Origin of the sequence: Enterococcus sp. DIV1224, assembly GCF_050555455.1 — a bacterium.
Taxonomy (GTDB): Bacteria; Bacillota; Bacilli; order Lactobacillales; family Enterococcaceae; genus Enterococcus_B; species Enterococcus_B lactis.
This window is the reverse complement of sequence record NZ_CP187859.1, coordinates 1,742,501-1,767,569: the sequence shown is the minus strand read 5'-3', so window position 1 is coordinate 1,767,569 and position 25,069 is coordinate 1,742,501. Positions and strand designations below refer to the sequence as shown.

Sequence of the window (25,069 nt, the reverse complement as noted above, 5' to 3'; positions counted from 1 at the left end):
TGCGTTTGAACATTAGGTGGAACCACGAACTTTTCGTCCTAGTATCTCTTTTCAAGAGATGCTAGGATTTTTTTGTTTTTCAGCTTGATGATCTGATCAATCAAAACATTTCAAGGAGGAAACTATTATGATAAAAATTACTTTTCCAGATAGTGCAGTCAAAGAATTTGAGTCTGGAACAACAACATTGGCAATTGCTGAAAGCATTTCAAAAAGCTTAGCAAAAAAAGCTTTAGCTGGTAAAGTGAACGGCAAACTCGTTGATTTGACTCGTCCAATCGAGGAAGATGCAAGTATTGAGATCATCACACCAGACCATGAAGATGCACTTGGCTTAGTCCGTCATTCAGCAGCTCATTTGATGGCCCAAGCCATGCGTCGCCTCTATCCAAATATCCACTTTGGCGTTGGACCAGCTATCGATTCAGGGTTTTACTACGATACAGATAATGGACAAAACCAAGTAACTGCAGAAGATTTGCCAGCAATTGAAGCAGAAATGATGAAAATCGTCAAAGAAAATCTGCCAATCGAACGCCGTGTTCTTTCAAAACAGGAAGCATTAGAAATTTTTGCAAGTGATCCGTACAAAGTAGAACTGATTAGTGAATTGCCAGAAGAAGAAGTGATTACTGCTTATCAACAAGGCGAATTCATCGATTTGTGCCGTGGACCACATGTTCCATCCACTGGCCGTATACAAGTATTCAAATTATTATCAGTGGCAGGTGCTTATTGGCGTGGAAACTCAAACAATCAAATGATGCAACGTGTATATGGGACAGCCTTTTTTGACAAGAAAGCTTTGAAAGAATATATCCGTCTCCGTGAAGAAGCAAAAGAAAGAGACCATCGTAAACTAGGAAAAGAACTTGACTTGTTCATGGTTTCCCCAGAAGTAGGTTCTGGTTTGCCATTCTGGCTTCCAAAAGGGGCAACAATCCGACGCACGATCGAACGTTATATCGTAGACAAAGAAGTTAGTCTAGGTTACCAACATGTATATACACCAATAATGGGAGATGTTGAGTTGTACAAAACATCTGGACACTGGGATCATTATCAAGAAGACATGTTCCCGCCAATGGATATGGGAGATGGCGAAATGCTTGTTCTTCGTCCAATGAACTGCCCTCATCACATGATGGTCTACAAAAACACGATCCATTCTTATCGTGAATTACCAATTCGTATCGCTGAATTAGGAATGATGCATCGCTATGAAAAATCAGGTGCTTTGTCAGGTTTACAACGTGTACGAGAAATGACGTTGAATGATGGTCATACATTTGTTCGTCCTGATCAAATCAAAGATGAATTTAAACGTACGCTTGAATTGATGGTGGCAGTATATGCTGACTTCAATATTACAGATTATCGTTTCCGCTTGAGCTATCGCGATCCAAACAATACAGATAAATATTTTGATGATGACGCAATGTGGGAAAAAGCCCAAGCAATGCTGAAAGCCGCTATGGATGAATTAGAATTAGATTACTTTGAAGCAGAAGGCGAAGCAGCCTTTTACGGACCAAAACTAGATGTTCAAGTCAAAACAGCTCTTGGTACAGAAGAAACATTATCAACTATACAATTAGACTTCTTATTGCCAGAGCGCTTTGATTTGACATATGTTGGAGAAGACGGGGAAAATACGCATCGTCCAGTAGTTATCCACCGCGGAATCGTTTCTACAATGGAACGTTTTGTCGCTTATTTAACAGAAGTATACAAAGGCGCTTTTCCAACATGGTTGGCACCTATACAAGCAACAATCATCCCTGTTTCTGTTGATGCACATGGCGATTATGCTTATGAAATCAAAGAACGCTTGCAAATGAAGGGTTTGCGTGTAGAAGTTGATGATCGTAATGAAAAAATGGGCTATAAGATACGTGCCTCTCAAACACAAAAGATCCCTTACCAATTAGTTGTTGGAGACAAGGAATTGGAAGATGCAACAGTAAATGTACGTCGTTATGGAAGTAAAGAAACAGCTGTAGAAGATTTGAATATCTTTATTGATGCTATGGAAGCAGAAGTCAAAAATTACAGCAGAGAAAACTAATAGGTAAATTTCCTGTAAAAAAGTAGTAGATAGAAAACAATCCGAACAATAGATAACAGGTATTCCTCAAAGACACAGATGCTCAATAGAATCTGTGGGATTGATGGAATAAGATATTCTGTTGGGCGGATTGTTTTTTTGTTTTTTTATCCAGTATACGACCGTGAATAAGGGTCTGATATGGTATACTTACATAGACTATCATTAAAAGGGTGGAGGAACTTATGAGCGTAATTAGTCGTATTGAAAATATGATGGAAGATTATTCCTCAGCAGAAAAAAAGTTGGCCAACTACATTATCGGTAATATTGAGAAGGTCCCTACAATGACAGCTAATGAATTAGCAGAAGCTTCCGGGTTGAGTGCGCCGACAGTTGTACGTTTTTCCAAAAAAATCGGTTTTCAAAGTCTGACGGACTTCAAAATCACGATTTCAACAGAACTACAGACTGGAATCGATGAAGGTTTTAGTGATATAGAAGCAAATGAGTCCTTTTACTCTATCAAAAACAAACTTGGTAACAATGCACAAGTAGCGATAAAAGAAACAGTAGATATTCTAGAAGAAGAAACGATCCAAAAAGTCGTAGAGTGTTTGGAATCGGCAGAGACTGTTTTTTTATATGGGGTTGGCGCCTCTTCTTTAGTAGTAGAAGATATTCTGCAAAAATGGTCTCGTGTCGGTAAGCCAATCATTTTTGAAAAAGATATCCACGTTTTGCTCCCGCAACTTGTCAGCAATGAGAAAAAGAAAGTGCTTTGGCTTGTTTCAAACTCAGGTAGAAGTGCAGATGTAGTCGCATTAGCCGAGCTGGCGAAAAGCATGAATATCGAAATCATTGCGTTGACGCAATTTGGAAATAACCCGCTTAGCAAGATAGCCGATGTACTCGTACAAACATCTAGACCAAAAGAAATCACGAATCGAAGTGCGGCAACTAATTCACTTTTGGCCCAATTTGCTACGATCGATATCATTTTTTATTTCTATATGGCTAAAAACGAAAAGCTTAGCGAAAAAGTGAAAAAAACACGAGAAGCAATCCAAGAATATTTTATGGATTCGAAATAAAAACCTTACTATTTTTTATATAAGTTTTTTAGAATAACAAAACGTAGTTTTCCACAAATAAATGACCCACCAAAGTGTTTCACGACTTAAGAAAACACAATTTTCAAAAATAAGTTTATTTTTTAATGAAAAAAATAGTTGAATATGTAACTTTAAGTGATTACTGTGAAACAAAAAGTTGATTTTATCTTGAAATTAGGTAAAGAATTTCTTGCTCCGCCCATTTTTTCTTTTTTATTAAGAAGTTTTTGGGTACAATGAAGCATGAATGTAAATAGGCGGAAGGATAGGAAATGATGAAAGATTTTATGAAAAAAATATTAAATACTTCTTGGTTAGAAAAAATAAGAAAAGGTGCACAAGAACCTAAGAACAAAACGTTTCGCCGGTCCCATGTTCCTTTTCGCTTAAATTTTCTTTTTTTCATTATATTTACGTTATTTGTTGCGTTGATTGCTAGATTGGGTTATTTGCAGATCGTGAACGGCGAAGAGATGGAGGCGCGAGTGAAGTCTACTTCTACGATTACGGTCCAAGAAAGTACTCCTCGCGGAATGATCTACGACTCCACAGGAAAAGCTTTAGTCACGAATAAAGCGAATCAGGCCATCACATATACGAGAGGAACACAAGTTACGGCTAAAGATTTGCTTGAAATCGCAACGAAGTTGAACTCGCTGATCGATGTTCCGGTAGATGAAAATCTGACAGATAGAGATAAAAAAGATTTTTGGCTGGCTGACCCCAAACATTTGAAAGAAGCCACAAAAAGACTTTCGGCAAAAGAAAAGCAATTAGGGAACAGCGAACAATATAGTGCGATGGTCAATAAAGTCACAGCTGATGAGATTAATTTAAACGAGGAGCAATTAAAAATTGCTACCATCTTTAAACGGATGAATAGTGCATATGAATTAAACACTGTCTATATCAAAAACTCTGGTGTTACTGATCAAGAGTTAGCTGTTGTGGCAGAACGCGCTTCTGAACTTCCAGGAGTTTCGACTGGCACAGACTGGACACGAGAATATAATGCAGCAAGTTCACTGAAAAGTATTCTTGGCAGTGTGACGACTGAAAAGCAAGGACTTCCAGCAGATGAAGCAGAGAAATACCTAGCAAAAGGTTATTCTCGGAATGACCGTGTAGGACAAAGTTATTTGGAAAAACAATATGAAGATGTCCTGCAAGGAACCAAAACCCAATATGAAGTTTCCCTTGATAATGAAGGAAATGTTTCGAATCAAAAAGAAATCTTCTCTGGGGAAAAAGGTTCTAATTTAATGTTATCTATGAATGCAGAATTCCAATCAAAAGTAGAAGAAATTTTGAAAAGGAATTATCAAACATTGATCAACAACGGCAAAGCACAGTATTCGCCTGGTGCTTATGCAGTGGCTATGAATCCTCAGACAGGAGAAGTGCTAGCAATGACTGGTTTCAGTCATGAACAAGGTTCCAAAGAAATCACCGAGAATGCTTTAGGCACGATTACTAGCGCCTTTGCTCCAGGGTCTGTAGTCAAGGCTGGTACTTTGACAGCAGGCTGGGCAAGTAACGCGATCAGCGGAAATCAAGTTTTGATTGATGAGCCGATTCGTCTGCAAGGTGCTTCAGAAAAAAGCTCTGTCTTTAATCGAAGCGGACAAGTTGCTCTTGATGCAGTCAAAGCATTGGAATTGTCTTCTAATACGTATATGATCAAAGTGGCGTTAAAGATGTTAGGACTAGACTATACACCTGGAATGGGACTACCTAGTTTAGATGAAGAAGCTAAAGCTTATCAGCAATTGAGAGACTCTTTCAAAGAGTTTGGTCTTGGTACAACGACTGGAATCGATTTGCCGAATGAATCTCCTGGGATCTCACGTTCTGTTGATTATATGAAGAAGTTCAATGCGGATAATGGCAAAGAATGGTATACTCCAGGTAACTTTACCGATTTGGCATTTGGACAGTTTGACACATATACACCAATCCAATTAGCTCAATATGCTTCAACAGTCGCTAATGGCGGGAAACGAGTACAGCCGCACCTAGTCAAAGCGATCTATGGCAATGACGAAAATGGAAACTTGGGTGAAGTGAAGAAAGAAATTGGCACAACAGTAGAAAATACGGTCAATATTTCTGCAGAAAATATGGCGATCCTCCGTGAAGGATTCCACCAAGTTGTCCATGGTACCGATCCTTACACAACAGCCAAACCATTAGCCAGTGCGAAAATGGACCTTTCCGCAAAAACAGGGACTGCAGAAACGGTTGCGGAAGGTCATCCAGATATTACGACAGTCAATAGTAACATCGTGGCATACGGACCAACAGACAATCCGGAAATTGCCATCAGTGTTGTCTTGCCGAACTTATTAGACGAACAAGACCACATGAACTTGACGATTGCTAAAGAAATAATGGACGCGTATTATGATATGTTCATGGCAAAATAAAAAAGAGGTCGTGAAAAAGCCGCTTAGTTTCGAGTATGAAGAAAAATTTTGTGAAAATAGCTTCTCACATTTTTGCTTAAATTTGACTTCATACCGAGAAACTGGCTTTTGAACACCGTTTAAGGAAGAGGTTGTGAAATCAGCGCCCTGACCTGAGTATTAGAGAAACAAAACGGAAAAATAGCTTCTCATATTTTGCCGTTTTTGAGCTAATACCGAAGGACAGCTGATTGAACGCCGTTTATCAAGAGGTCGTGGGCCTGCCATTCAGCTCCGAGTCACAAGGAACAAGTTCAAAAAAACAGCTTCTCATGTTTTATGAATATTGTGACTTGTGATTGAGGAGTTGGCAGGAGAACACCGTTTACTCGGCAAAAAAGGTTGTGACAAAAATTGTCACAACCTCTTTTTTGTGGAATCTAATTCTCTATTATAGTTTAAGTAGTTTTTCCAGATAAACAGCTAAACCGTCTTCCTGATTGCTCAAAGGAGTGACATCATTTGCAATGCCTTTGAGTTGATCAGTACCGTTAGTCATAGCTACTCCCCAACCTGCATAATCCAACAATTCCAAATCATTATGCTCGTCACCAAAGGCAATGACGTCTTTTTGATCGATAGACAGGTAGTTAGCAATCTCTTGCACGCCTTTTGCTTTTTGGATTCCTTTTGAAACAATCTCTAAGATGGCAGTAGGTCCACCCCATGTCCGAACATCGACATAACTGCCAAATTGACGTGTTAATTCAGCAGATACAGCTCCTGCAAAACGTTTGTCTGTTCGGACAAGCAAAGACGTAGGATTTGTCGTCAAATTTTTAGGAGAAAGCAAATTCTTCTCTCCTGGACGAGAAGAAGCAAAAATTTTTTCATCAAAGAAATCAAAACTGTCAATAAAAAAAGTATCACGATTTTCAGCAGCGATAAAATCTAAATTTAGCTGCTTTTTTTGCGATAAGATTTCAAAAGCGATTTCACGATTGATCAACGTTTCTCTTTCACCATCCCAGTGCTGATTAGGGATGTGTACTAATGCGCCGTTAAAATTAACCATCGGTGTTGTTAATTCTAATTGTTGGTAAAACTGATGGCTCATTCGGAATGGGCGTCCTGTAGCAATACTGACATGATGACCGGCATTGATTGCTTTTTTCAGAGTCTCTTTTGTTTTAGATGTAATCATCGAATCTTGATTGAGGGTAGTTCCGTCCAGATCGATGGCAATTAATTTTTTATTCAATAAAGGTCCTTCCTTCCTCAACTAGCATTTGTTTTAGTCTAGCATATTTTAGGTAATTAACAAGAGCAATCAGTTATTCCTAACAAAAAATACAGTTATGGCTATGTAAATAAATGAATACGAGCTAAACACGAACATTAAGTATTGTTTTCGGTTTTTTTGTTAAAAAAACGTTGAAAAACGAATGAAACGTCTATATAATTTGAAATTGTTCGATGGATTTGCCATATTTTGCATATTTATTATTATTATAGTTTTCCATCAGAAAAAAATTCAGGGAGTGGAACTTTTTATGGAAAAGTTTTTCGGTTTAAAGAAAAACAATACAAATGTATCAACTGAAATAATGGCGGGAGTAACGACATTCTTTGCCATGAGTTATATCTTATTCGTAAATCCGACGATTTTATCAGCATCAGGTATGCCGTTCCAAGCAGTATTTCTAGCCACAATCATTGCATCAATCATTGGTACGCTAGTCATGGGATTGTTCGCGAATGTCCCATATGCTCAGGCACCTGGTATGGGATTGAACGCATTTTTCACTTTTACGGTCGTTTTCGGGCTTGGCTATTCTTGGCAACAAGCCCTGGCAATGGTTTTTATTTGCGGATTAATCAACATTTTTATTACTGTTACAAATATCCGAAAGATGATCATTCGGGCGATTCCTGAAAGTCTTCAACATGCGATTGGTGGCGGAATCGGTATTTTCGTTGCGTATGTCGGGATCAAAAATGCAGGATTCTTATCTTTTTCAGCAGACCAATCTGCTATTTCGAGTTCTGTCGTTGAAGGTGGAAAAGCAACAAATGTTACGATAAATGGCGGAATCGTTCCCGCGTTAGCCAATTTTGACAACGCACCTATCTTGTTAGCCGTGATTGGTTTGGTACTGACAGCCATTTTAGTTGTAAAAAACGTCCGTGGTGCTATTCTTATCGGTATCGTAGCGACCACAGTCCTTGGGATTTTTATGGGTGTTGTTGATTTAAGTTCCATTGATTGGCAAACGAATTCGTTAGGCAATTCATTTAAAGAATTAGGAACAACGTTCGGTGCAGCATTTGGTTCTGAAGGAATGCAATCATTATTCAGTGATTCTTCCAAGATCCCTCAAGTATTGATGACAATCATCGCATTCAGTTTATCTGATACATTCGATACGATCGGAACATTTATCGGTACAGGACGCCGCACAGGTATTTTCTCAAAAGAGGACGAGATCGCATTGGAAGATGGTCGCGGGTTCAAAACAAAAATGGATAAAGCGCTATTTGCCGATGCAATCGCTACTTCCGTAGGTGCTATCTTTGGTACATCGAATACAACAACTTATGTCGAATCTGCAGCTGGGATCGGGGCCGGTGGACGTACTGGTTTGACTTCAGTAGTAGTGGCAGTGCTATTCGCATTAAGTAGTTTGTTCTCCCCGCTGATCGCTATCGTACCAAATCAAGCAACTGCGCCAGCACTGATTTTGGTCGGGGTAATGATGATGGCTTCTTTTGCAGACATCAAATGGCTAGATATGGAAGAAGCTTTACCAGCCTTCTTTGCATCGATCTTTATGGGATTGTGCTATAGCATTTCTTATGGGATTGCAGCAGGATTTATTTTCTATACAATTGTCAAAGTAATCAAAGGAAAATTCAATGAAGTTTCTGTTGCTTTGTGGATTGTTGATATTTTATTCATCATCAACTTCATCATTCTAGCAACGATTTAAATAAAGAGAAGGGATTGGAACAGCATTTGTTCTGGTCTCTTTTTGTTTTACATAAAAAGAACGTTACATATAAAATGATCTTTGTGGGATTTTTCTCTTTTTACTAGCGAGATCGTTGCTTGTTTATTCGAAAATAGGTATGATAAAAGAGACGAAAGAGGGATGATAGATGGAGATTAATTGGAGAAAAAATTTAGTGATTGCGTGGATTGGCTGTTTTTTCACTGGTGCAAGTATTAGTTTAGTTATGCCATTCATACCAGTTTATGTTGAGCAACTAGGAACACCAAAAGATCAAATCGAATTGTTTTCGGGACTAGCAATCTCTGTTACTGCTTTTGCATCTGCCGTGGTTGCACCAATCTGGGGAAATCTAGCTGATCGAAAAGGTCGAAAACTCATGATGATCCGTGCAGCAGCTGGGATGACGTTGACGATGGGTTCTTTAGCTTTTGTGCCGAACGCGTATTGGCTTTTGATCATGCGTTTTTGGAACGGGATTTTGTCTGGGTATATTCCAAATGCAACAGCAATGATTGCTTCACAAGCGCCTAGAGAAAAGAGCGGATGGGCGTTAGGAACATTATCCACCGGAGCGATTGCTGGGAATCTGATCGGACCTTCAATGGGCGGTGCATTGGCTGAGTGGTTTGGTATGGAAAATGTATTCTTGATCACAGGGGCTTTGTTGATGATCACAACGGTGCTGACCATCTTCTTAGTCAAAGAAGATTTCCATCCAATCGAGAAAAAAGATCTGATAAGCACCAAAGAAATTTTTTCAAAAATGGATCATCTCTCTATTTTGATTGGTCTCTTCATCACGACCTTGATTTTACAGATAGGGATCACTACGATCAGCCCTATTTTGACCTTATATATTCGTGAGTTAAGCGGAAGTACAGAAAATATCCTGTTTGTCAGCGGCTTGATTGTTTCGATAGCTGGTGTTTCTGCAGTCTTTTCTTCACCAAAACTAGGAAAACTAGGGGATAAGATTGGGAATCAAAAAGTTTTAATTGGCGGACTCATCTTATCATTTTGCTGTTATTTGCCCATGGCGTTTGTCACGACACCACTCCAATTAGGTATACTTCGTTTTATTTTAGGCTTTTCAACTGGTGCTTTGATGCCTTCTGTCAATACACTGATCAGTAAGATCACGCCACAAGAAGGGGTTAGCCGAATCTATAGCTATAATCAGATGTTCAGTAACTTTGGACAGGTTCTAGGACCCATGCTGGGGTCGACAGTTGCGCATGCTTATAATTACAGTGCTGTTTTTATTGTGACAAGTTTATTCGTCCTGTCAAATATTCTTCTTTCTCTATTCAATTTTCGTAAAGTTCTTCGCAGTAGATTATAATAGTGGTGAAAATTGGAAATAAAAAAGAGCTTGAGATATCTCAAGCTCTTGGCTGGTTTTTTACGAATGGGCAGAGGTTTCTTTTCTTGGCGCAACTGCACCAATCAAAAGGATAATGACACCCGCAATTAATGAAATGATTGTTGTCAAAGTAAAATCATATGTTCCGCTTGTTAATGCAGCACCAATATAACCGACTACTTGACCTAGAACGACAGCCCAGAATAATGTAACGATATATCGCATAAAGAACACCTCTTTTCTATCTTAATTTTACCAGATTTTCTTTGAATGTAAAGAAACGAGACTAAATCTCAATAAAATTCGAGTTCTTGTGAAAGAACTCATTCCTACAGACTAGAAGCAAATGAAGTAGAACAATCAACTTCAGCACTTGTTATTTAATGAAAGTAAAAGGATCAGACCTTTTAACGCTAGTGAATTTTAACGAAAAAAAAGGCGGAATGCAAGATGTTTTTCCCACAACTTTATACAATTACTTCTTATTCTCTTTTACAAAGTACGATCCGTATTCGAGAATATGTACAAGAAGCAAAAAAACGAGGCTACACTTCATTAGCCATAACGGATAAAGATGTCTTATACGGTGCACCTGAATTCTATCGTATTTGTGTAGAAGAAGGAATACAGCCAATCATTGGATTACATCTTAGTTATACTTATGAAGAAAAAAATTATGGTTTGCTTGCGTACGCAAAAGATGAGACAGGTTATCAGCAGCTGATGAAACTTTCCAGTCGAAAAATGATCCAAGAAAAAATGGCACTTGATGATATGATAGAAACCGACCATCTAGTGTTTGTCGTTCCGGCAAATCATTCTGTTTCTGAGGCTTTCAATAAAGAGGAACATTTTTTCAGTCATTGGCAGTTTTTGCTTGAAAATGTTTTCGCTAAAGATTTTTATATCGGATTGTCAGAAAATACGCCTGATCAATTGCCTGAATGGTATCAGTATGTGACAAAAGAAAATTATCCGCTTTGTGCATTGCATCCAATCGCTAGTTTACAGCAAGAAGACCTTTTTGCGCTTGAAGTGATGAAGCATATCAAAGAGGGAAGTCAGATGCCTTTAGAAAGTTTATCTGCACCTTTACCATCAGCAAATGGTTACCTGCTTTCAGAACAAGAAATGATCAAACGATTCGAAGAAGCAGGTCTTTCACAAGCTGTAATAGGTGCTCAGCGCTTAGCCGAATCGATTTCATTTGAATTTCAGTTTCATCAGAAATTACTCCCACACTATCCTGTCCCTCAAGGAAAACAAGCTGGAGAATATTTAAGAGAGCTATGCTACTCGCAAGTAGAACATCGGATCGTTGATTATACAAAGGAGTACCGAGAACGTTTGGACTATGAGTTATCTGTCATCCATCAAATGGGATTCGATGATTATTTCCTGATCGTATGGGATGTAATGGCTTTTGCTCATAGAAATAAAATCGTTACCGGTGCAGGCCGTGGTTCTGCTGCTGGTTCATTAGTAGCCTATGTGTTAGAAATCACAGATGTGGATCCATTAGAGTATGACTTGCTATTCGAACGATTTTTAAATCCTGAACGTTTTACGATGCCGGATATTGATTTGGATATTCCTGACAACCGACGTGAGGAAGTATTGAATTATGTTCGAGAAAAGTATGGACAATATCACATGGCGCAAATCGCGACATTTGGTACAATGGCTGCAAAAATGGTTCTTAGAGATGCCGCTAGAGTGTTTGGTCTGTCACAAAGTGAAGCAAACCGCTGGTCAAAAGCAATACCAAACCAGCTGAAAATCACATTGACCCAAGCCTACAAAACATCGCGTCAACTAGTAGAATTAGTTCAGGCAAGCGAAAAAAACCAGCTTTTATTCAAAACCGCAGTGATTTTAGAAGGATTGCCAAGACACGTTTCGACTCACGCAGCAGGGGTAGTTATCAGCGATAAGAATCTACTTGAATTAGTACCGCTCCAACGCGGTTCTGATGAAGCTTTTCTGACCCAGTATACGATGAATGAGGTAGAAGCCATCGGTCTTTTGAAAATGGACTTTCTAGGACTACGCAATTTATCAATTATTGATTTTACTTTAAAGGCTGTTAAGCGAGTAGAAGGGCAGGAAATCCGATTAAAAGAGATTCCATTAAATGATGCAAAAACGCTACTCTTGTTTCAACGAGGCGAAACTTCAGGAGTGTTTCAATTTGAATCTGCTGGTATTCGAAACGTTTTACGAAGATTAGGACCAGAAAACATCGAAGATATTGCCGCAGTCAATGCGTTGTATCGTCCAGGTCCTATGCAAAATATCGATACCTTCATTGCCAGAAAAAAAGGAAAAGAAGCCATTCGCTACCCCGATGATTCCCTGATCCAGATTTTGAAAAACACATACGGGGTGATTGTCTATCAGGAACAAATCATGCAAATCGCCTCGACTATGGCTGGATTTACATTAGGACAGTCAGATATTTTGAGGCGGGCAGTTAGTAAAAAGAAAAAAGACGTATTAGATGAAGAAAAGTCGCATTTTGTATCAGGAGCATTACAACAAGGATATTCGGAAAAAACAGCAGTGACTGTATATGAATATATTGAAAAATTTGCAAACTATGGATTCAATCGGTCGCATGCATTTGCTTATTCCTTCGTGGGATTCCAAATGGCGTATCTAAAAGCCCATCATCCAGGTGCTTTCTTTACCAGCCTGATGAATTCTGTTCGGCATAACACATCAAAATTGAAAGAATATATTGCAGAAGCACGTAAAAATAAACTCAAACTTTCCTCGCCGTCCATTAATCAAAGTAATTCCAGTTTTGAGTTGGTCAATAAGGAAGAAATCAGATTCGGACTGACAGCGATAAAAGGTATTCGGCGTGATTTTGTAGAAGATATATTAAACGAAAGAAAACAAAATGGCCCGTTCCAGTCAGTGGATCAATTCCTCATACGGATCGATAAGCGGTGGCTGAAATTAGAGTTGCTGCAATCACTGACAGCAGTAGGCGTTTTTGATGAATTATCTCCTAACAGGAAACAATTGATGCTTGATCTAGAAGGAAAAATCCAAAATATCGTTTACAGTGGTGGCAGTCTAGATTTGCTAGGAATCATGGCATTAAAAGAAGAAGAAGTCGCTGACTATACACTAGAAGAACGACTGAAGCTGGAAGAGGAATACTTAGGTGTTTATTTGTCAGGGCATCCTGCAGAAGGGTTTGACCGGCTTCGTTTAGCTAAACAGGTTCAGCTGATTACAGATATCGTTCCTAATCAACCAGTCAATTTACTATTGATGATAAAGGAAGTTAGAGAGATTCGGACAAAAAAAGGCGAACTGATGGCCTTCGTGGAAGGAACCGATAGTAGCGGAGAAATTTCTGTCACGGTTTTTCCAACTCTTTATCGTAAATATCGTAATTTGTTTGCCGTTGATCGAGTGATCTTTGTTCAAGGGCGGAGCGAAATCAGCAAATATAATCAGGAACTGCAACTAATTGGAGAAAGCTTTGCTGATCCTAACCAGTTAGAAGCCCAGTATCCTTCACAAACGTGCTATTTGCGTATTACAGAAGAACGGGAAGACCCTGAGATAATGAAACAATTACAAGGGATTTTTCAGAAACACCCAGGATATATTCCAGTAATTATGTACCACGAAAAAACACAACGAAAAGTTGTTCTGTCCGATGCTTATTGGGTGGATGACAGCAAGAGTATAAAGGGGCAACTTGTTTCTCTACTTGGCGAAGATAATGTGGTTTTCAAATAACTTACGGTAAAAAATACTACTTGCTTTCATTTTTTTTCATTTTTTTATCCGTAAATCAAGACAAGCGAGAAAAATAATGTTAGAATGTTAGTCGTGGTTAACGCAAAAATGGTTGTAAACCTAAGTTATACTTAGGATAAAGTATTTTAATGAGGTGAATGTTTATTATGAAACGCATCGGAATTTTGACCAGTGGCGGAGACGCACCTGGAATGAATGCAGCTGTTCGTGCCGTTGTTCGTAAAGGTATTTACGAAGGACTGGAAGTATACGGGATCAATTATGGGTTTGCCGGTTTAGTTGCTGGAGATATTCGTCGTCTTGATGTGGCAGATGTAGGTGACAAGATCCAACGTGGTGGTACATTCTTGTATTCTGCACGTTATCCAGAATTTGCAACTGAAGAAGGTCAATTAAAAGGAATCGAACAATTGAAAAAATTCGGGATCGAAGGTCTAGTGGTTATCGGGGGAGACGGTTCTTATCATGGCGCAATGGCTTTGACAAAACGTGGATTCCCAGCAGTAGGTATTCCTGGAACAATCGATAATGATATTCCTGGTACTGACTTCACGATCGGTTTTGATACAGCAATCAATACAGTGCTAGAATCAATTGACCGTATTCGTGACACAGCGACTTCTCATGTTCGTACATTCGTTATCGAAGTAATGGGACGCAATGCAGGTGACATCGCTTTATGGTCAGGTGTAGCTGGCGGAGCAGATGAAATCATCATCCCAGAACATGATTTTGATATGGCTTCAGTTGCTAAAAAAATCCAAGAAGGCCGTGATCGTGGGAAGAAACATTGCTTGATCATCTTGGCTGAAGGTGTAATGGGCGGAAATGAATTCGCTGAAAAACTTTCAGAATTTGGCGACTATCATACACGTGTATCTATCTTGGGACACGTTGTCCGTGGTGGAGCACCAAGCGCACGCGACCGCGTCTTAGCAAGTAAATTCGGTGCTTACGCTGTCGAATTGCTTCAAGAAGGAAAAGGTGGATTATGTGTCGGTATCCATGACAACGAAATCGTTGCAGCTGACATCATTGATACACTAGAAAACAACAAGCATAAACCAGACTTATCATTATATGATCTAAATAATTCACTTTCATTTTAAGAGTGAAAGAAACCAAGCTATTTAAGCTGTGTACAGCTTTAAATAAACAAAATTGAATGGGAGAGTTTTTTAAATGAAAAAAACCAAAATCGTTAGTACATTAGGACCAGCAAGTAACTCAGTAGAAATTATTTCTCAATTGATTGAATCTGGGGCAAATGTCTTCCGCTTTAACTTTTCTCATGGTGACCATGAAGAACAATTATCACGTATGACTATGGTCCGTGAAGCAGTTAAAAAGACAGGAAAAGATGTCGGTATTCTTTTAGATACAAAAGGAGCTGAAATCCGTACAACTGTTCAAGGCACAACAGAAGCTGATTTTGGTCGTGCAGGATACATCAAATTTGAAGTAGGAGATCAAACACGCATCTCTATGGATCCTGAACATGTAGGTTCAAAAGAAAAAATCGCGGTTACTTACCCAGGATTATTTGACGATGTTCACGTAGGCGGACACGTTTTATTCGATGATGGCTTGATCGACATGGAAATCATTGAAAAAGACGAAGCAAACCGTGAATTAGTCGTAGAAGTTAAAAATGCAGGTATGCTAGGATCACGTAAAGGGGTAAATGCACCAGGCGTTTCTATCAGTTTGCCAGGTATTACTCCAAAAGATGCGGACGATATTCGTTTTGGTTTAGACAACGATATCGACTTTATCGCTGCAAGTTTTGTACGTAAAGCACAAGACGTTCTAGATATTCGCGAAATTTTAGAAGAAAAAGACATGACTCATGTTCAAATCTTCCCTAAAATCGAATCTCAAGAAGGTATCGACAACATTGACGAAATCATCAAAGTTTCTGACGGTGTTATGATTGCCCGTGGAGATATGGGTGTGGAAATCCCAGCTGAACTAGTACCAATGGTTCAAAAACGTATCATCAAAAAATGTAACGCTGCTGGTATCCCAGTTATCACTGCTACACAAATGTTAGAATCAATGCAAGAAAACCCACGTCCAACACGTGCGGAAGCTTCTGACGTTGCCAATGCTGTATTTGACGGAACAGATGCAACAATGTTATCTGGTGAATCTGCAAACGGAGACTACCCAGTTGAAGCTGTTTCAACAATGGCACGTATCGACCAAGAAGCTGAAAATGCATTATCAGAATTAGGTACATTCCAATTGAACGAATTCGATAAAACAGATGTAACTGAAACAATCGGTTTATCTGTAGCTCGTGCTGCAAAAAATCTAGGCGTCAAAACAATCGTTGCTGCAACTGAATCAGGCTACACTGCAAAAATGATTTCAAAATATCGCCCAGATGCAGATATCTTGGCTGTTACTTTTGACGAACGCACAAAACGCGGTTTGATGTTAAACTGGGGTGTTTACCCAACAGTTGCTGAAAAACCATCAACAACTGATGAAATGTTTGAACTAGCAGCTAAAAAAGCTGTTGAATTAGGTTTCGCATCAGAAGGCGATTTAATCTTGATCACTGCTGGTGTACCAGTTGGCGAACGCGGAACAACTAACGTGATGAAAATTCAAATGATTGGTTCTAAATTATTAGAAGCTCAAGGCGTTGGACAAAAATCTGTCGTTGCAAATGCAGTTATTGCTTCATCTGCTGAAGAAGCTGTAAAAAAAGCAAAAGACGGAATGGTTCTAGTTGTACCATCAACTGACAAAGAATACATGCCTGCAATCGAAAAAGCAGCTGCTGTTATCGTTGAAGAAGGCGGATTGACTTCTCACGCTGCAGTTGTAGGAATTGCACAAGATATTCCTGTAATCGTTGGTGCTAAAGGCGCAACAACAACAATTACTGATGGCGAATTGATTACTGTTGATTCACGTCGCGGCATCGTTTACCGTGGCGAAACAACAGCTATCTAATTTAGCTTAATACAAAATAAAAACAGCTCTTCATTTACGAAGAGCTGTTTTTTTGTGCTGTAACGAATTCATGGATGACTTGGACTACTTGTTCTTGAAGCGGTGTGACAAGCTGTTGTGTTCGTTTTGCCAATGAAATCAAGAAGCGAGGCTGAACTTCATCTGAAAGTGGCAGGCAAACTAAATGATCTTCAGGATGGACAGCAATCTCTGCCAAAAAACCGATACCAACATTTTCACGGATCATACTCTTTAAAATCGTCAAATCATTGCTTTGATAAACAACTTTTGGTTGAGTATGTGTTTGTTTAGAAAGTTTAGTGAATGCTGCTGGGTGGACATAATGTTCGTTCAATAACACAAACTGTTCATCTGATATATCTTTGAAAGAGACTGCCTTCTGCTGGGCCAGAGGGTGAGTAGGCGGAACGACGATCATGAAACGTTTATCCAAAAGTAATTCTGTTTCTAAATATTGATCTACGATTGGCTGTGTTGAGCCTAATACGGCTAAATCGATCCTCCCTTGACGAATCATTCCATATAAGTCCCGAGAGCCTCCATCGGTGATTTCAATCTGATTCATCAATTCATGCTTGATAAAGTAACCTGACAGTTTTGGAAAGTACTCATTGCCGATAATAGGCGGCATGCCAAAACGCAGCTTTTTCTTTTGTAACTGAGTGATTTCAGCCCTTGCAGTAGAAATCTCTTGGAGAATAGCTTGTGCATGGAGAAACAGCTGCTTTCCAGAAGGTGTGACGATTAATTCGTGATGCGAACGATCTCTTGTAATAAGTATGGCGTCAAACTCTTTTTCAAGACGTTGTAATGCATATGTAATAGTAGGTTGGCTCACACGGAAATAATTAGCCACTTTCGTAAAGTTTTTTTGTTTGACGATTTGGACATAGTATTCAATATCTTTCGTGTTCATAAAGATCATCTGCTCCTTTGATAGAATAATGATTATTGTAAATGATTCTAAAGATGATAGCAAACAGAGGCTTTCTGTTAAAGATATTTCTGTTTTTTTATGAACTGCAAGGTGTCAAGAAAATTTCATTGACAACATGGTTTTTGCCCTGTATAATTGCTTTTGTTGCTTAGGAGTGATGAAAAATGAAATGGTCTTTATTGGAATTGAGAAAATACCAGGAGACACCGTTAACTTTTCATGAGACGCTCGACTTGAAAGCCGCTCTCATGAAGCGAGACAATTTAATACTTGATGTTGCGCCAGTGGAAGTCGAAGGTTTGGTCTCAGTTGATAAGAAAGGCTATATCGTTCATTACACTGTGCAGACGACTTTGACAGTTCCTTCAACACGTTCGCTAGAACCTGTTGAACTGCCGATGGATTTTTCTGTAGACGAAGTATTCATGACAGAAGAACAATTCCAAAGCAGAGATGAGCAAATGTCTGCAGATGAGATTTTGCTGATTGAAGGTCCGTTATTGAATTTAGCAGAGTCAATTGAAGACAACATCTTATTGGCGATTCCGATGCGGGTATTGACAAAAGAAGAGGAAGCAGCGACAGAACTTCCAAAAGGCAATGATTGGGAAGTTGTTTCCGAAGAAGAATACCAACGCAGAAAAATGGAAGAAGCCGAGAATAAAATTGATCCTCGTCTTGCAAAACTATCTGAACTTTTTGATTCTGAATCAAAAAACGACGATAACAAGTAAGATTGGAATATATTGTATCTATTATAGGTGCAAGACTTTACAAGGAGGTGTAGCAAAATGGCAGTACCAGCTAGAAGAACATCAAAAGCTAAAAAAGCAAAACGTCGTACACACTACAAGTTGACAATCAAAGGATTAAACGAATGTCCAAACTGTGGTGAAATGAAAAAAAGCCATCACGTATGTGCAAATTGTGGTTACTATGATGGTAAGGACGTAATGTCAAAAGAAGCTTAATACATTTTAATTAGAAAATGTAAAACCTCAAGGCTAACCATGGAGCCTTGAGGTTTATTTTTTTATAAGCGGTAAATAAAAAATATGTTGTTCTTTAGTTTGCATTGTAGCCGTGTTAAGCTATAATGTAAGAGATTAGGGAGAAATCCCGTATGTAGGAGGAGTTTATATGTCAAAACAACAAATCGGCGTTGTCGGTATGGCCGTTATGGGTAAAAATCTAGCCTTGAATATAGAAAGCCGCGGCTATTCAGTGGCTTTATTCAACCGTACAGGGGCTAAAACAACCGCTGTAGTAGAAGAACACCCAGATAAAAATTTCAAAGCAACGTACACAATCGAAGAATTTGTAGAATCAATCGAAAAACCACGTCGGATTCTTCTGATGGTCAAAGCAGGACCGGCAACAGATGCAACAATCCAAGAGTTGCTTCCTCACCTTGATAAAGGCGATATTCTGATTGACGGAGGAAATACATTCTTTAAAGATACGATGCGTCGTAATGAAGAATTAGCCAACTCTGGTATTAACTTTATCGGTACAGGCGTTTCCGGCGGTGAAGAAGGAGCTTTAAAAGGACCTTCAATCATGCCTGGTGGACAAAAAGAAGCGTATGAGCTAGTTGCACCAATCTTAGAGCAAATTTCTGCAAAAGCAGAAGACGGAGCACCATGTGTTACCTATATTGGCCCAAATGGAGCCGGACACTATGTGAAAATGGTACACAACGGTATTGAGTATGGAGATATGCAACTGATTGCTGAATCTTATGACTTGATGAAGAATATTTTAGACCTTTCAGTAGAAGAAATGGCTGATATCTTTAAAGAATGGAATCAAGGTGAATTAGACAGCTACCTGATCGAAATCACAGCTGACATCCTGACTCGAAAAGACGATGAAGGCACAGGTAAACCAGTCGTAGATGTGATCCTTGATGCAGCTGGAAATAAAGGAACAGGTAAATGGACAAGCCAAAGTGCGCTTGACTTAGGCGTGCCACTTCCATTGATTACTGAATCTGTATTTGCCCGTTACATTTCTGCTTACAAAGAAGAACGCGTACAAGCAAGTAAAATTTTGTCTCGTACGAACGATTTTGAGTTCACAGGAGACAAAAAAGAATTGGTCGAAAAAATCCGAGAAGCGTTGTATTTCAGTAAAATCATGAGTTATGCCCAAGGATTTGCTCAATTACGTGTCGCTTCAAAAGAATTTGATTGGGATTTGCCATTTGGCGAAATCGCAAAAATCTGGCGTGCTGGATGTATCATCCGAGCTCGATTCTTGCAAAAAATCACGGATGCTTATGACAAAAATCCTGAGATCGAAAATTTATTGCTAGATGATTATTTCGTTGAAATCACGAAAAAATATCAGCAATCAGTCCGAGACGTCGTTGCCTTGGCTGTCCAAGCTGGCGTACCTGTACCAACTTTCTCATCAGCCATCGCTTACTTCGATTCATACAGAGCAGAACGTCTGCCTGCAAATATAATCCAAGCCCAGCGCGATTACTTTGGCGCACACACATATGAACGTGTCGACAAAGAAGGAATCTTCCATTACTCATGGTACCATGAAGAATAATAGTCTTTCGGCTGTTAGGAAATGAGAAAATAAAAAGAGGACGAAAGAGCTGAAGTCGATTGTTATGAGTAGACTTCAGCTCTTTTTTAAAACTGCTATTCATGATAAAATGACTATAGATTTTTAAGCAGATTATCGGTATAATGATAGAGTTTTTAAAAAGCCAGTAGATAGAAAGGATAAAATAATAAATGAGTAATATTCTAATCATTGAAGATGAAAAGAACTTAGCTCGATTTGTCGAGCTAGAGTTGAAGCATGAAGGGTATAACGCAGAAGTCCATTACAACGGTCGTACTGGTTTAGATGCGGCATTAAATAATGAGTGGGATGCCATATTGTTGGACCTGATGCTTCCAGAATTGAACGGTTTAGAAGTCTGCAGACGCGTACGCCAAGTCAAAAATACACCAATCATTATGATGACTGCAAGAGATTCTGTAATTGATCGTGTATCGGGACTTGACCATGGAGCAGATGACTACATCGTCAAACCATTTGCTATCGAAGAACTATTAGCGCGTCTTCGAGCATTGTTGCGTCGAATCGATATTGAAGGTGACAAAAATGTGGCAAAACAAACCACTATTACTTATCGTGATTTGACTATCGAAAAAGAAAACCGTGTCGTACGTCGCGGAAACGAAGTAATTGAACTAACAAAAAGAGAATACGAATTGCTACTTACTTTAATGGAAAACGTGAACGTGGTATTAGCACGTGATGTTTTACTAAATAAAGTGTGGGGATACGAAACGGAAGTTGAAACAAACGTAGTGGATGTATATATTCGTTATCTTCGCAATAAAATTGACGTTCCAGGGGAGGAAAGCTATATCCAAACTGTCCGCGGAACAGGTTATGTGATGCGCTCGTGATAAAGCCGAAAAAATCGGAAAAAAGAGAACTGAAAGGGCCCTCCTTGACAATCAAGTGGGCCTTTGCGAGTTCTTTCTTCATATTCGTCGTGTTTACAATTTTTGCGGTCATTACCTATAAATCATCTATCAATCTGATTGTTGCAAAAGAAAGAAACAATGTAGAACGTACGATTTCAGAAGTAGCCTCTCGTTTGGCTAACTCGGATGAAGAACTGACATTAGTGAATACGTATCGTAATCTGACAAAAGCGACAAATGACGGAGATGAGGTCATAGATCATACTTCACTGGTCGAAGGAAACTTAATGAAGATTGATTCCTTTATAGCTGAGCTAGGGCAGCCTTCGATGGGTCTTTATGTGTATGATTTAGATGAGAATTTGATTTTCAAAACTCACGAAAACAGTCGAAACTTGATCCAAACAACACGTAAAGTGCCAACGATTGTTACACTAGAAGGGAAAACTGGCTTTTTATCTATACAGCCTATATATTCTAAAGGAACAAGAGAAAAGATTGGTTATGCGCAAAGCTTCTATGAATTATCTTCTTTCTATGATATCCGAAATAAGCTATTATTGACTCTTATTGTTTTAGAAGTCGTTTCTTTGATTTTAAGTAGTATTTTAGGTTTCTTTTTATCTTCTTACTTCTTGAAACCACTCAAGGTACTCAGAGATACAATGGATACTATACGTAAAGATCCGCAATCAGATATCCACATGCCTGAAATCGACACGAATGATGAATTGGCAGATTTAGCTGAAATATTCAATGAGATGCTTGACCGCATGCGTTTGTATATCGAACAACAAGAGCAGTTCGTGGAAGACGTCTCTCATGAGTTAAGAACTCCTGTAGCAATCATTGAAGGGCATCTTAGTCTGCTAAATCGTTGGGGGAAAGATGATCCTGAAATATTGGAAGAATCATTAAGCGCCAGCATGCAAGAAATCAGCCGCATGAAAAGCTTAGTTCAAGAGATGCTAGACTTATCTAGAGCAGAACAAGTAGATGTCCATTATGCAAATGAAACAACTAAAGGAAAAGAAGTCACCTATCAAGTTTATAATAATTTCAAGATATTATACCCAGACTATGTGATTACTTTAGATGATGATTTGACAAAAGAAGTGACCCTGCAAATTTATCGTAATCACTTTGAGCAATTAATCATTATCATATTGGATAACGCAGTAAAGTATTCAACTACACGAAAAGAAGTCCATATCTCTATTTCTTCTACTCTGAATGAATTTGAGATTGCTATACAGGACTTTGGTGAAGGAATACCCAAAGAAGACCTTAATAAGATCTTCAATCGTTTTTATCGTGTGGATAAAGCGAGGGCTAGAACGAAGGGCGGAAATGGTCTGGGATTGTCTATCGCAAAACAATTGGTTGAAAACTACAAAGGTCGTATCTTAGCAGAAAGCGTAGTTGGGCAAGGGACTATCTTTAGAATTTTTATTCCTATCGCAAAAACAGAAGACAAGTAAAGCATGTGCTTTGCTTGTTTTTTTATATTATCCATTAAGAAAGAGGAAGCCAAATACAAGCAGATAAGAAATTTAGGATGGTCATTATAAAGAAATTTAGCGAACAATAAAATAGAATAACATTCGTTGATAAATTGTAAATAGCTTTTATGTGAACAAAAAACAATAAAAACACTTTAATATTCGTCTTTAAAAATAATAAAGAAAAATAGGGAATTTTCTATTGCAATTTTATAAAGAGATTGCTATATTATTATTTGTTCTAAATGATTCCTTTAAGGTGTCGCTAAAAATTATAAAAAATAGTGTTGACGCACTTTTGATATCGTGTTATAATAACGAAGTCGCTTAGATGAGAAAGCTTATAAAGCTTGATTTTATCGAAAAAAACTTCAAAAAAGTTATTGACAAATAACGATCGAAATGATACGATAATCAAGTCGCTGCTAATGAGCGATAAAGACATTTAGAAAAAAAACAAAGAAGTTGTTGACGTTCTCTTCTGAATCTGATAAGATTAAAGAGTTGTTGAAACAAAAAGATTAGACCTTTGAAAACTGAACAAAGTAAGACAAACCAAATGTGTAGGGCGTCTTGATTCGATTCAAGACAACAAACATTTTTAACAAGCAAGCAATATGCTAGCAAACAAATTGAGCTTAACAATCGCAAGATTGTTCGAACTTTTTATGAGAGTTTGATCCTGGCTCAGGACGAACGCTGGCGGCGTGCCTAATACATGCAAGTCGTACGCTTCTTTTTCCACCGGAGCTTGCTCCACCGGAAAAAGAGGAGTGGCGAACGGGTGAGTAACACGTGGGTAACCTGCCCATCAGAAGGGGATAACACTTGGAAACAGGTGCTAATACCGTATAACAATCGAAACCGCATGGTTTTGATTTGAAAGGCGCTTTCGGGTGTCGCTGATGGATGGACCCGCGGTGCATTAGCTAGTTGGTGAGGTAACGGCTCACCAAGGCCACGATGCATAGCCGACCTGAGAGGGTGATCGGCCACATTGGGACTGAGACACGGCCCAAACTCCTACGGGAGGCAGCAGTAGGGAATCTTCGGCAATGGACGAAAGTCTGACCGAGCAACGCCGCGTGAGTGAAGAAGGTTTTCGGATCGTAAAACTCTGTTGTTAGAGAAGAACAAGGATGAGAGTAACTGTTCATCCCTTGACGGTATCTAACCAGAAAGCCACGGCTAACTACGTGCCAGCAGCCGCGGTAATACGTAGGTGGCAAGCGTTGTCCGGATTTATTGGGCGTAAAGCGAGCGTAGGCGGTTTCTTAAGTCTGATGTGAAAGCCCCCGGCTCAACCGGGGAGGGTCATTGGAAACTGGGAGACTTGAGTGCAGAAGAGGAGAGTGGAATTCCATGTGTAGCGGTGAAATGCGTAGATATATGGAGGAACACCAGTGGCGAAGGCGGCTCTCTGGTCTGTAACTGACGCTGAGGCTCGAAAGCGTGGGGAGCAAACAGGATTAGATACCCTGGTAGTCCACGCCGTAAACGATGAGTGCTAAGTGTTGGAGGGTTTCCGCCCTTCAGTGCTGCAGCTAACGCATTAAGCACTCCGCCTGGGGAGTACGACCGCAAGGTTGAAACTCAAAGGAATTGACGGGGGCCCGCACAAGCGGTGGAGCATGTGGTTTAATTCGAAGCAACGCGAAGAACCTTACCAGGTCTTGACATCCTTTGACCACTCTAGAGATAGAGCTTCCCCTTCGGGGGCAAAGTGACAGGTGGTGCATGGTTGTCGTCAGCTCGTGTCGTGAGATGTTGGGTTAAGTCCCGCAACGAGCGCAACCCTTATTGTTAGTTGCCATCATTCAGTTGGGCACTCTAGCAAGACTGCCGGTGACAAACCGGAGGAAGGTGGGGATGACGTCAAATCATCATGCCCCTTATGACCTGGGCTACACACGTGCTACAATGGGAAGTACAACGAGTTGCGAAGTCGCGAGGCTAAGCTAATCTCTTAAAGCTTCTCTCAGTTCGGATTGCAGGCTGCAACTCGCCTGCATGAAGCCGGAATCGCTAGTAATCGCGGATCAGCACGCCGCGGTGAATACGTTCCCGGGCCTTGTACACACCGCCCGTCACACCACGAGAGTTTATAACACCCGAAGTCGGTGAGGTAACCTTTTTGGAGCCAGCCGCCTAAGGTGGGATAGATGATTGGGGTGAAGTCGTAACAAGGTAGCCGTATCGGAAGGTGCGGCTGGATCACCTCCTTTCTAAGGAATATTACGGAGACTACACAATTTGTTTTTACTTTGTTCAGTTTTGAGAGGTTTACTCTCAATTTAAAACGGGGCCTTAGCTCAGCTGGGAGAGCGCCTGCTTTGCACGCAGGAGGTCAGCGGTTCGATCCCGCTAGGCTCCATTAACAACATTAGTTGTTAAATTTGTTCATTGAAAACTGGATATTTGAAGTAAATGTAAGTAATACAAACCGAGAACACC

At 39.5% G+C, this 25,069-nt stretch carries 16 protein-coding genes, 1 tRNA gene and 1 rRNA gene; 15 read left to right on the top strand and 3 right to left on the bottom strand.

What is annotated here, in order from left to right; genetic code table 11:
* Positions 1-127: 127 nt before the first annotated feature.
* The 3 genes from thrS (at position 128) to IGK53_RS08600 (ending at position 5,588) form a co-directional block, all read left to right on the top strand.
* Positions 128-2,068: a threonine--tRNA ligase gene (gene thrS / locus IGK53_RS08610; protein WP_002326078.1), complete on the top strand. Its 1,941-nt coding sequence runs from the start codon at positions 128-130 to the stop codon at positions 2,066-2,068.
* Positions 2,069-2,292: 224 nt separating this feature from the next.
* Positions 2,293-3,141 carry a MurR/RpiR family transcriptional regulator gene (locus tag IGK53_RS08605; RefSeq protein WP_002329060.1) on the top strand — a complete coding sequence of 283 codons (849 nt, stop codon included), beginning with the start codon at positions 2,293-2,295 and terminating at the stop codon, positions 3,139-3,141.
* A 293-nt stretch (positions 3,142-3,434) separates the two neighbouring features.
* On the top strand, positions 3,435-5,588 hold the full coding sequence (locus IGK53_RS08600) for a peptidoglycan D,D-transpeptidase FtsI family protein (RefSeq protein WP_002287654.1): 2,154 nt from the start codon (positions 3,435-3,437) through the stop codon (positions 5,586-5,588).
* Between the two features lie 430 nt (positions 5,589-6,018).
* Here the strand turns inward: IGK53_RS08600 and IGK53_RS08595 are convergent, their stop codons facing one another.
* Complete coding sequence (locus IGK53_RS08595; protein ID WP_002329061.1) at positions 6,019-6,828, bottom strand: Cof-type HAD-IIB family hydrolase; 810 nt, start codon at positions 6,826-6,828, stop codon at positions 6,019-6,021.
* A gap of 292 nt (positions 6,829-7,120) precedes the next feature.
* Between IGK53_RS08595 and IGK53_RS08590 the strand changes: the two genes are divergently transcribed.
* Both IGK53_RS08590 and IGK53_RS08585 read left to right on the top strand, forming a co-directional pair.
* Positions 7,121-8,557: an NCS2 family permease gene (locus IGK53_RS08590; RefSeq protein WP_002310391.1), complete on the top strand. Its 1,437-nt coding sequence runs from the start codon at positions 7,121-7,123 to the stop codon at positions 8,555-8,557.
* Between the two features lie 169 nt (positions 8,558-8,726).
* Positions 8,727-9,923, top strand: coding sequence for a multidrug efflux MFS transporter (locus tag IGK53_RS08585; RefSeq protein ID WP_002329062.1), 1,197 nt, complete (start codon positions 8,727-8,729; stop codon positions 9,921-9,923).
* A gap of 60 nt (positions 9,924-9,983) precedes the next feature.
* Here the strand turns inward: IGK53_RS08585 and IGK53_RS08580 are convergent, their stop codons facing one another.
* Positions 9,984-10,169, bottom strand: a complete 186-nt coding sequence (locus IGK53_RS08580) for a YjzD family protein (protein ID WP_002290959.1) — start codon at positions 10,167-10,169, stop codon at positions 9,984-9,986.
* Positions 10,170-10,394: 225 nt separating this feature from the next.
* On the opposite strand from IGK53_RS08580, the gene dnaE reads away from it, so the two are divergent.
* The 3 genes from dnaE (at position 10,395) to pyk (ending at position 16,694) form a co-directional block, all read left to right on the top strand.
* Positions 10,395-13,706, top strand: a complete 3,312-nt coding sequence (gene dnaE / locus IGK53_RS08575; RefSeq protein ID WP_002329063.1) for a DNA polymerase III subunit alpha — start codon at positions 10,395-10,397, stop codon at positions 13,704-13,706.
* 167 nt (positions 13,707-13,873) lie between these two features.
* Positions 13,874-14,836 (top strand): 6-phosphofructokinase, encoded by a 963-nt coding sequence (gene pfkA / locus IGK53_RS08570; RefSeq protein WP_002310395.1) that lies wholly within the window; start codon positions 13,874-13,876, stop codon positions 14,834-14,836.
* A gap of 73 nt (positions 14,837-14,909) precedes the next feature.
* Positions 14,910-16,694, top strand: coding sequence for a pyruvate kinase (gene pyk / locus IGK53_RS08565; RefSeq protein ID WP_002290965.1), 1,785 nt, complete (start codon positions 14,910-14,912; stop codon positions 16,692-16,694).
* A gap of 34 nt (positions 16,695-16,728) precedes the next feature.
* On the opposite strand, the gene IGK53_RS08560 is transcribed toward pyk, so the two are convergent.
* Positions 16,729-17,631, bottom strand: coding sequence for a LysR substrate-binding domain-containing protein (locus tag IGK53_RS08560; protein WP_002329064.1), 903 nt, complete (start codon positions 17,629-17,631; stop codon positions 16,729-16,731).
* 185 nt (positions 17,632-17,816) lie between these two features.
* Here IGK53_RS08560 and IGK53_RS08555 point away from each other — a divergent pair, with 185 nt between their 5' ends.
* From IGK53_RS08555 to IGK53_RS08525, 7 genes are all read left to right on the top strand, one after another.
* Complete coding sequence (locus IGK53_RS08555; RefSeq protein ID WP_002290967.1) at positions 17,817-18,386, top strand: YceD family protein; 570 nt, start codon at positions 17,817-17,819, stop codon at positions 18,384-18,386.
* A 57-nt stretch (positions 18,387-18,443) separates the two neighbouring features.
* Positions 18,444-18,623, top strand: a complete 180-nt coding sequence (gene rpmF, locus IGK53_RS08550) for a 50S ribosomal protein L32 (RefSeq protein ID WP_002290970.1) — start codon at positions 18,444-18,446, stop codon at positions 18,621-18,623.
* Between the two features lie 169 nt (positions 18,624-18,792).
* A complete protein-coding gene (gndA, locus tag IGK53_RS08545) occupies positions 18,793-20,214 on the top strand; it encodes an NADP-dependent phosphogluconate dehydrogenase (RefSeq protein ID WP_002290971.1) in 1,422 nt (473 codons plus the stop codon).
* A 191-nt stretch (positions 20,215-20,405) separates the two neighbouring features.
* Complete coding sequence (locus IGK53_RS08540) at positions 20,406-21,092, top strand: response regulator transcription factor (protein WP_002290973.1); 687 nt, start codon at positions 20,406-20,408, stop codon at positions 21,090-21,092.
* Entirely contained in the window at positions 21,089-22,594 is a 1,506-nt protein-coding gene (locus tag IGK53_RS08535) for a HAMP domain-containing sensor histidine kinase (RefSeq protein ID WP_002329065.1), read from the top strand. The genes IGK53_RS08540 and IGK53_RS08535 overlap by 4 nt, the downstream gene beginning before the upstream one ends.
* A gap of 685 nt (positions 22,595-23,279) precedes the next feature.
* A 16S ribosomal RNA gene (locus tag IGK53_RS08530) occupies positions 23,280-24,840 on the top strand.
* A 76-nt stretch (positions 24,841-24,916) separates the two neighbouring features.
* Positions 24,917-24,989, top strand: a tRNA-Ala gene (locus IGK53_RS08525).
* Positions 24,990-25,069: the final 80 nt, after the last annotated feature.

Bases quoted from the DNA above. Each gene is read 5' to 3' on its own strand.
- thrS (WP_002326078.1), top strand. From the start codon at position 128: ATGATAAAAATTACTTTTCCAGATAGTGCAGTCAAAGAATTTGAGTCT.
- IGK53_RS08605 (WP_002329060.1), top strand. From the start codon at position 2,293: ATGAGCGTAATTAGTCGTATTGAAAATATGATGGAAGATTATTCCTCA.
- IGK53_RS08600 (WP_002287654.1), top strand. From the start codon at position 3,435: ATGATGAAAGATTTTATGAAAAAAATATTAAATACTTCTTGGTTAGAA.
- IGK53_RS08590 (WP_002310391.1), top strand. From the start codon at position 7,121: ATGGAAAAGTTTTTCGGTTTAAAGAAAAACAATACAAATGTATCAACT.
- IGK53_RS08585 (WP_002329062.1), top strand. From the start codon at position 8,727: ATGGAGATTAATTGGAGAAAAAATTTAGTGATTGCGTGGATTGGCTGT.
- IGK53_RS08580 (WP_002290959.1), bottom strand. From the start codon at position 10,169: ATGCGATATATCGTTACATTATTCTGGGCTGTCGTTCTAGGTCAAGTA.
- dnaE (WP_002329063.1), top strand. From the start codon at position 10,395: ATGTTTTTCCCACAACTTTATACAATTACTTCTTATTCTCTTTTACAA.
- pfkA (WP_002310395.1), top strand. From the start codon at position 13,874: ATGAAACGCATCGGAATTTTGACCAGTGGCGGAGACGCACCTGGAATG.
- pyk (WP_002290965.1), top strand. From the start codon at position 14,910: ATGAAAAAAACCAAAATCGTTAGTACATTAGGACCAGCAAGTAACTCA.
- IGK53_RS08560 (WP_002329064.1), bottom strand. From the start codon at position 17,631: ATGAACACGAAAGATATTGAATACTATGTCCAAATCGTCAAACAAAAA.
- IGK53_RS08555 (WP_002290967.1), top strand. From the start codon at position 17,817: ATGAAATGGTCTTTATTGGAATTGAGAAAATACCAGGAGACACCGTTA.
- rpmF (WP_002290970.1), top strand. From the start codon at position 18,444: ATGGCAGTACCAGCTAGAAGAACATCAAAAGCTAAAAAAGCAAAACGT.
- gndA (WP_002290971.1), top strand. From the start codon at position 18,793: ATGTCAAAACAACAAATCGGCGTTGTCGGTATGGCCGTTATGGGTAAA.
- IGK53_RS08540 (WP_002290973.1), top strand. From the start codon at position 20,406: ATGAGTAATATTCTAATCATTGAAGATGAAAAGAACTTAGCTCGATTT.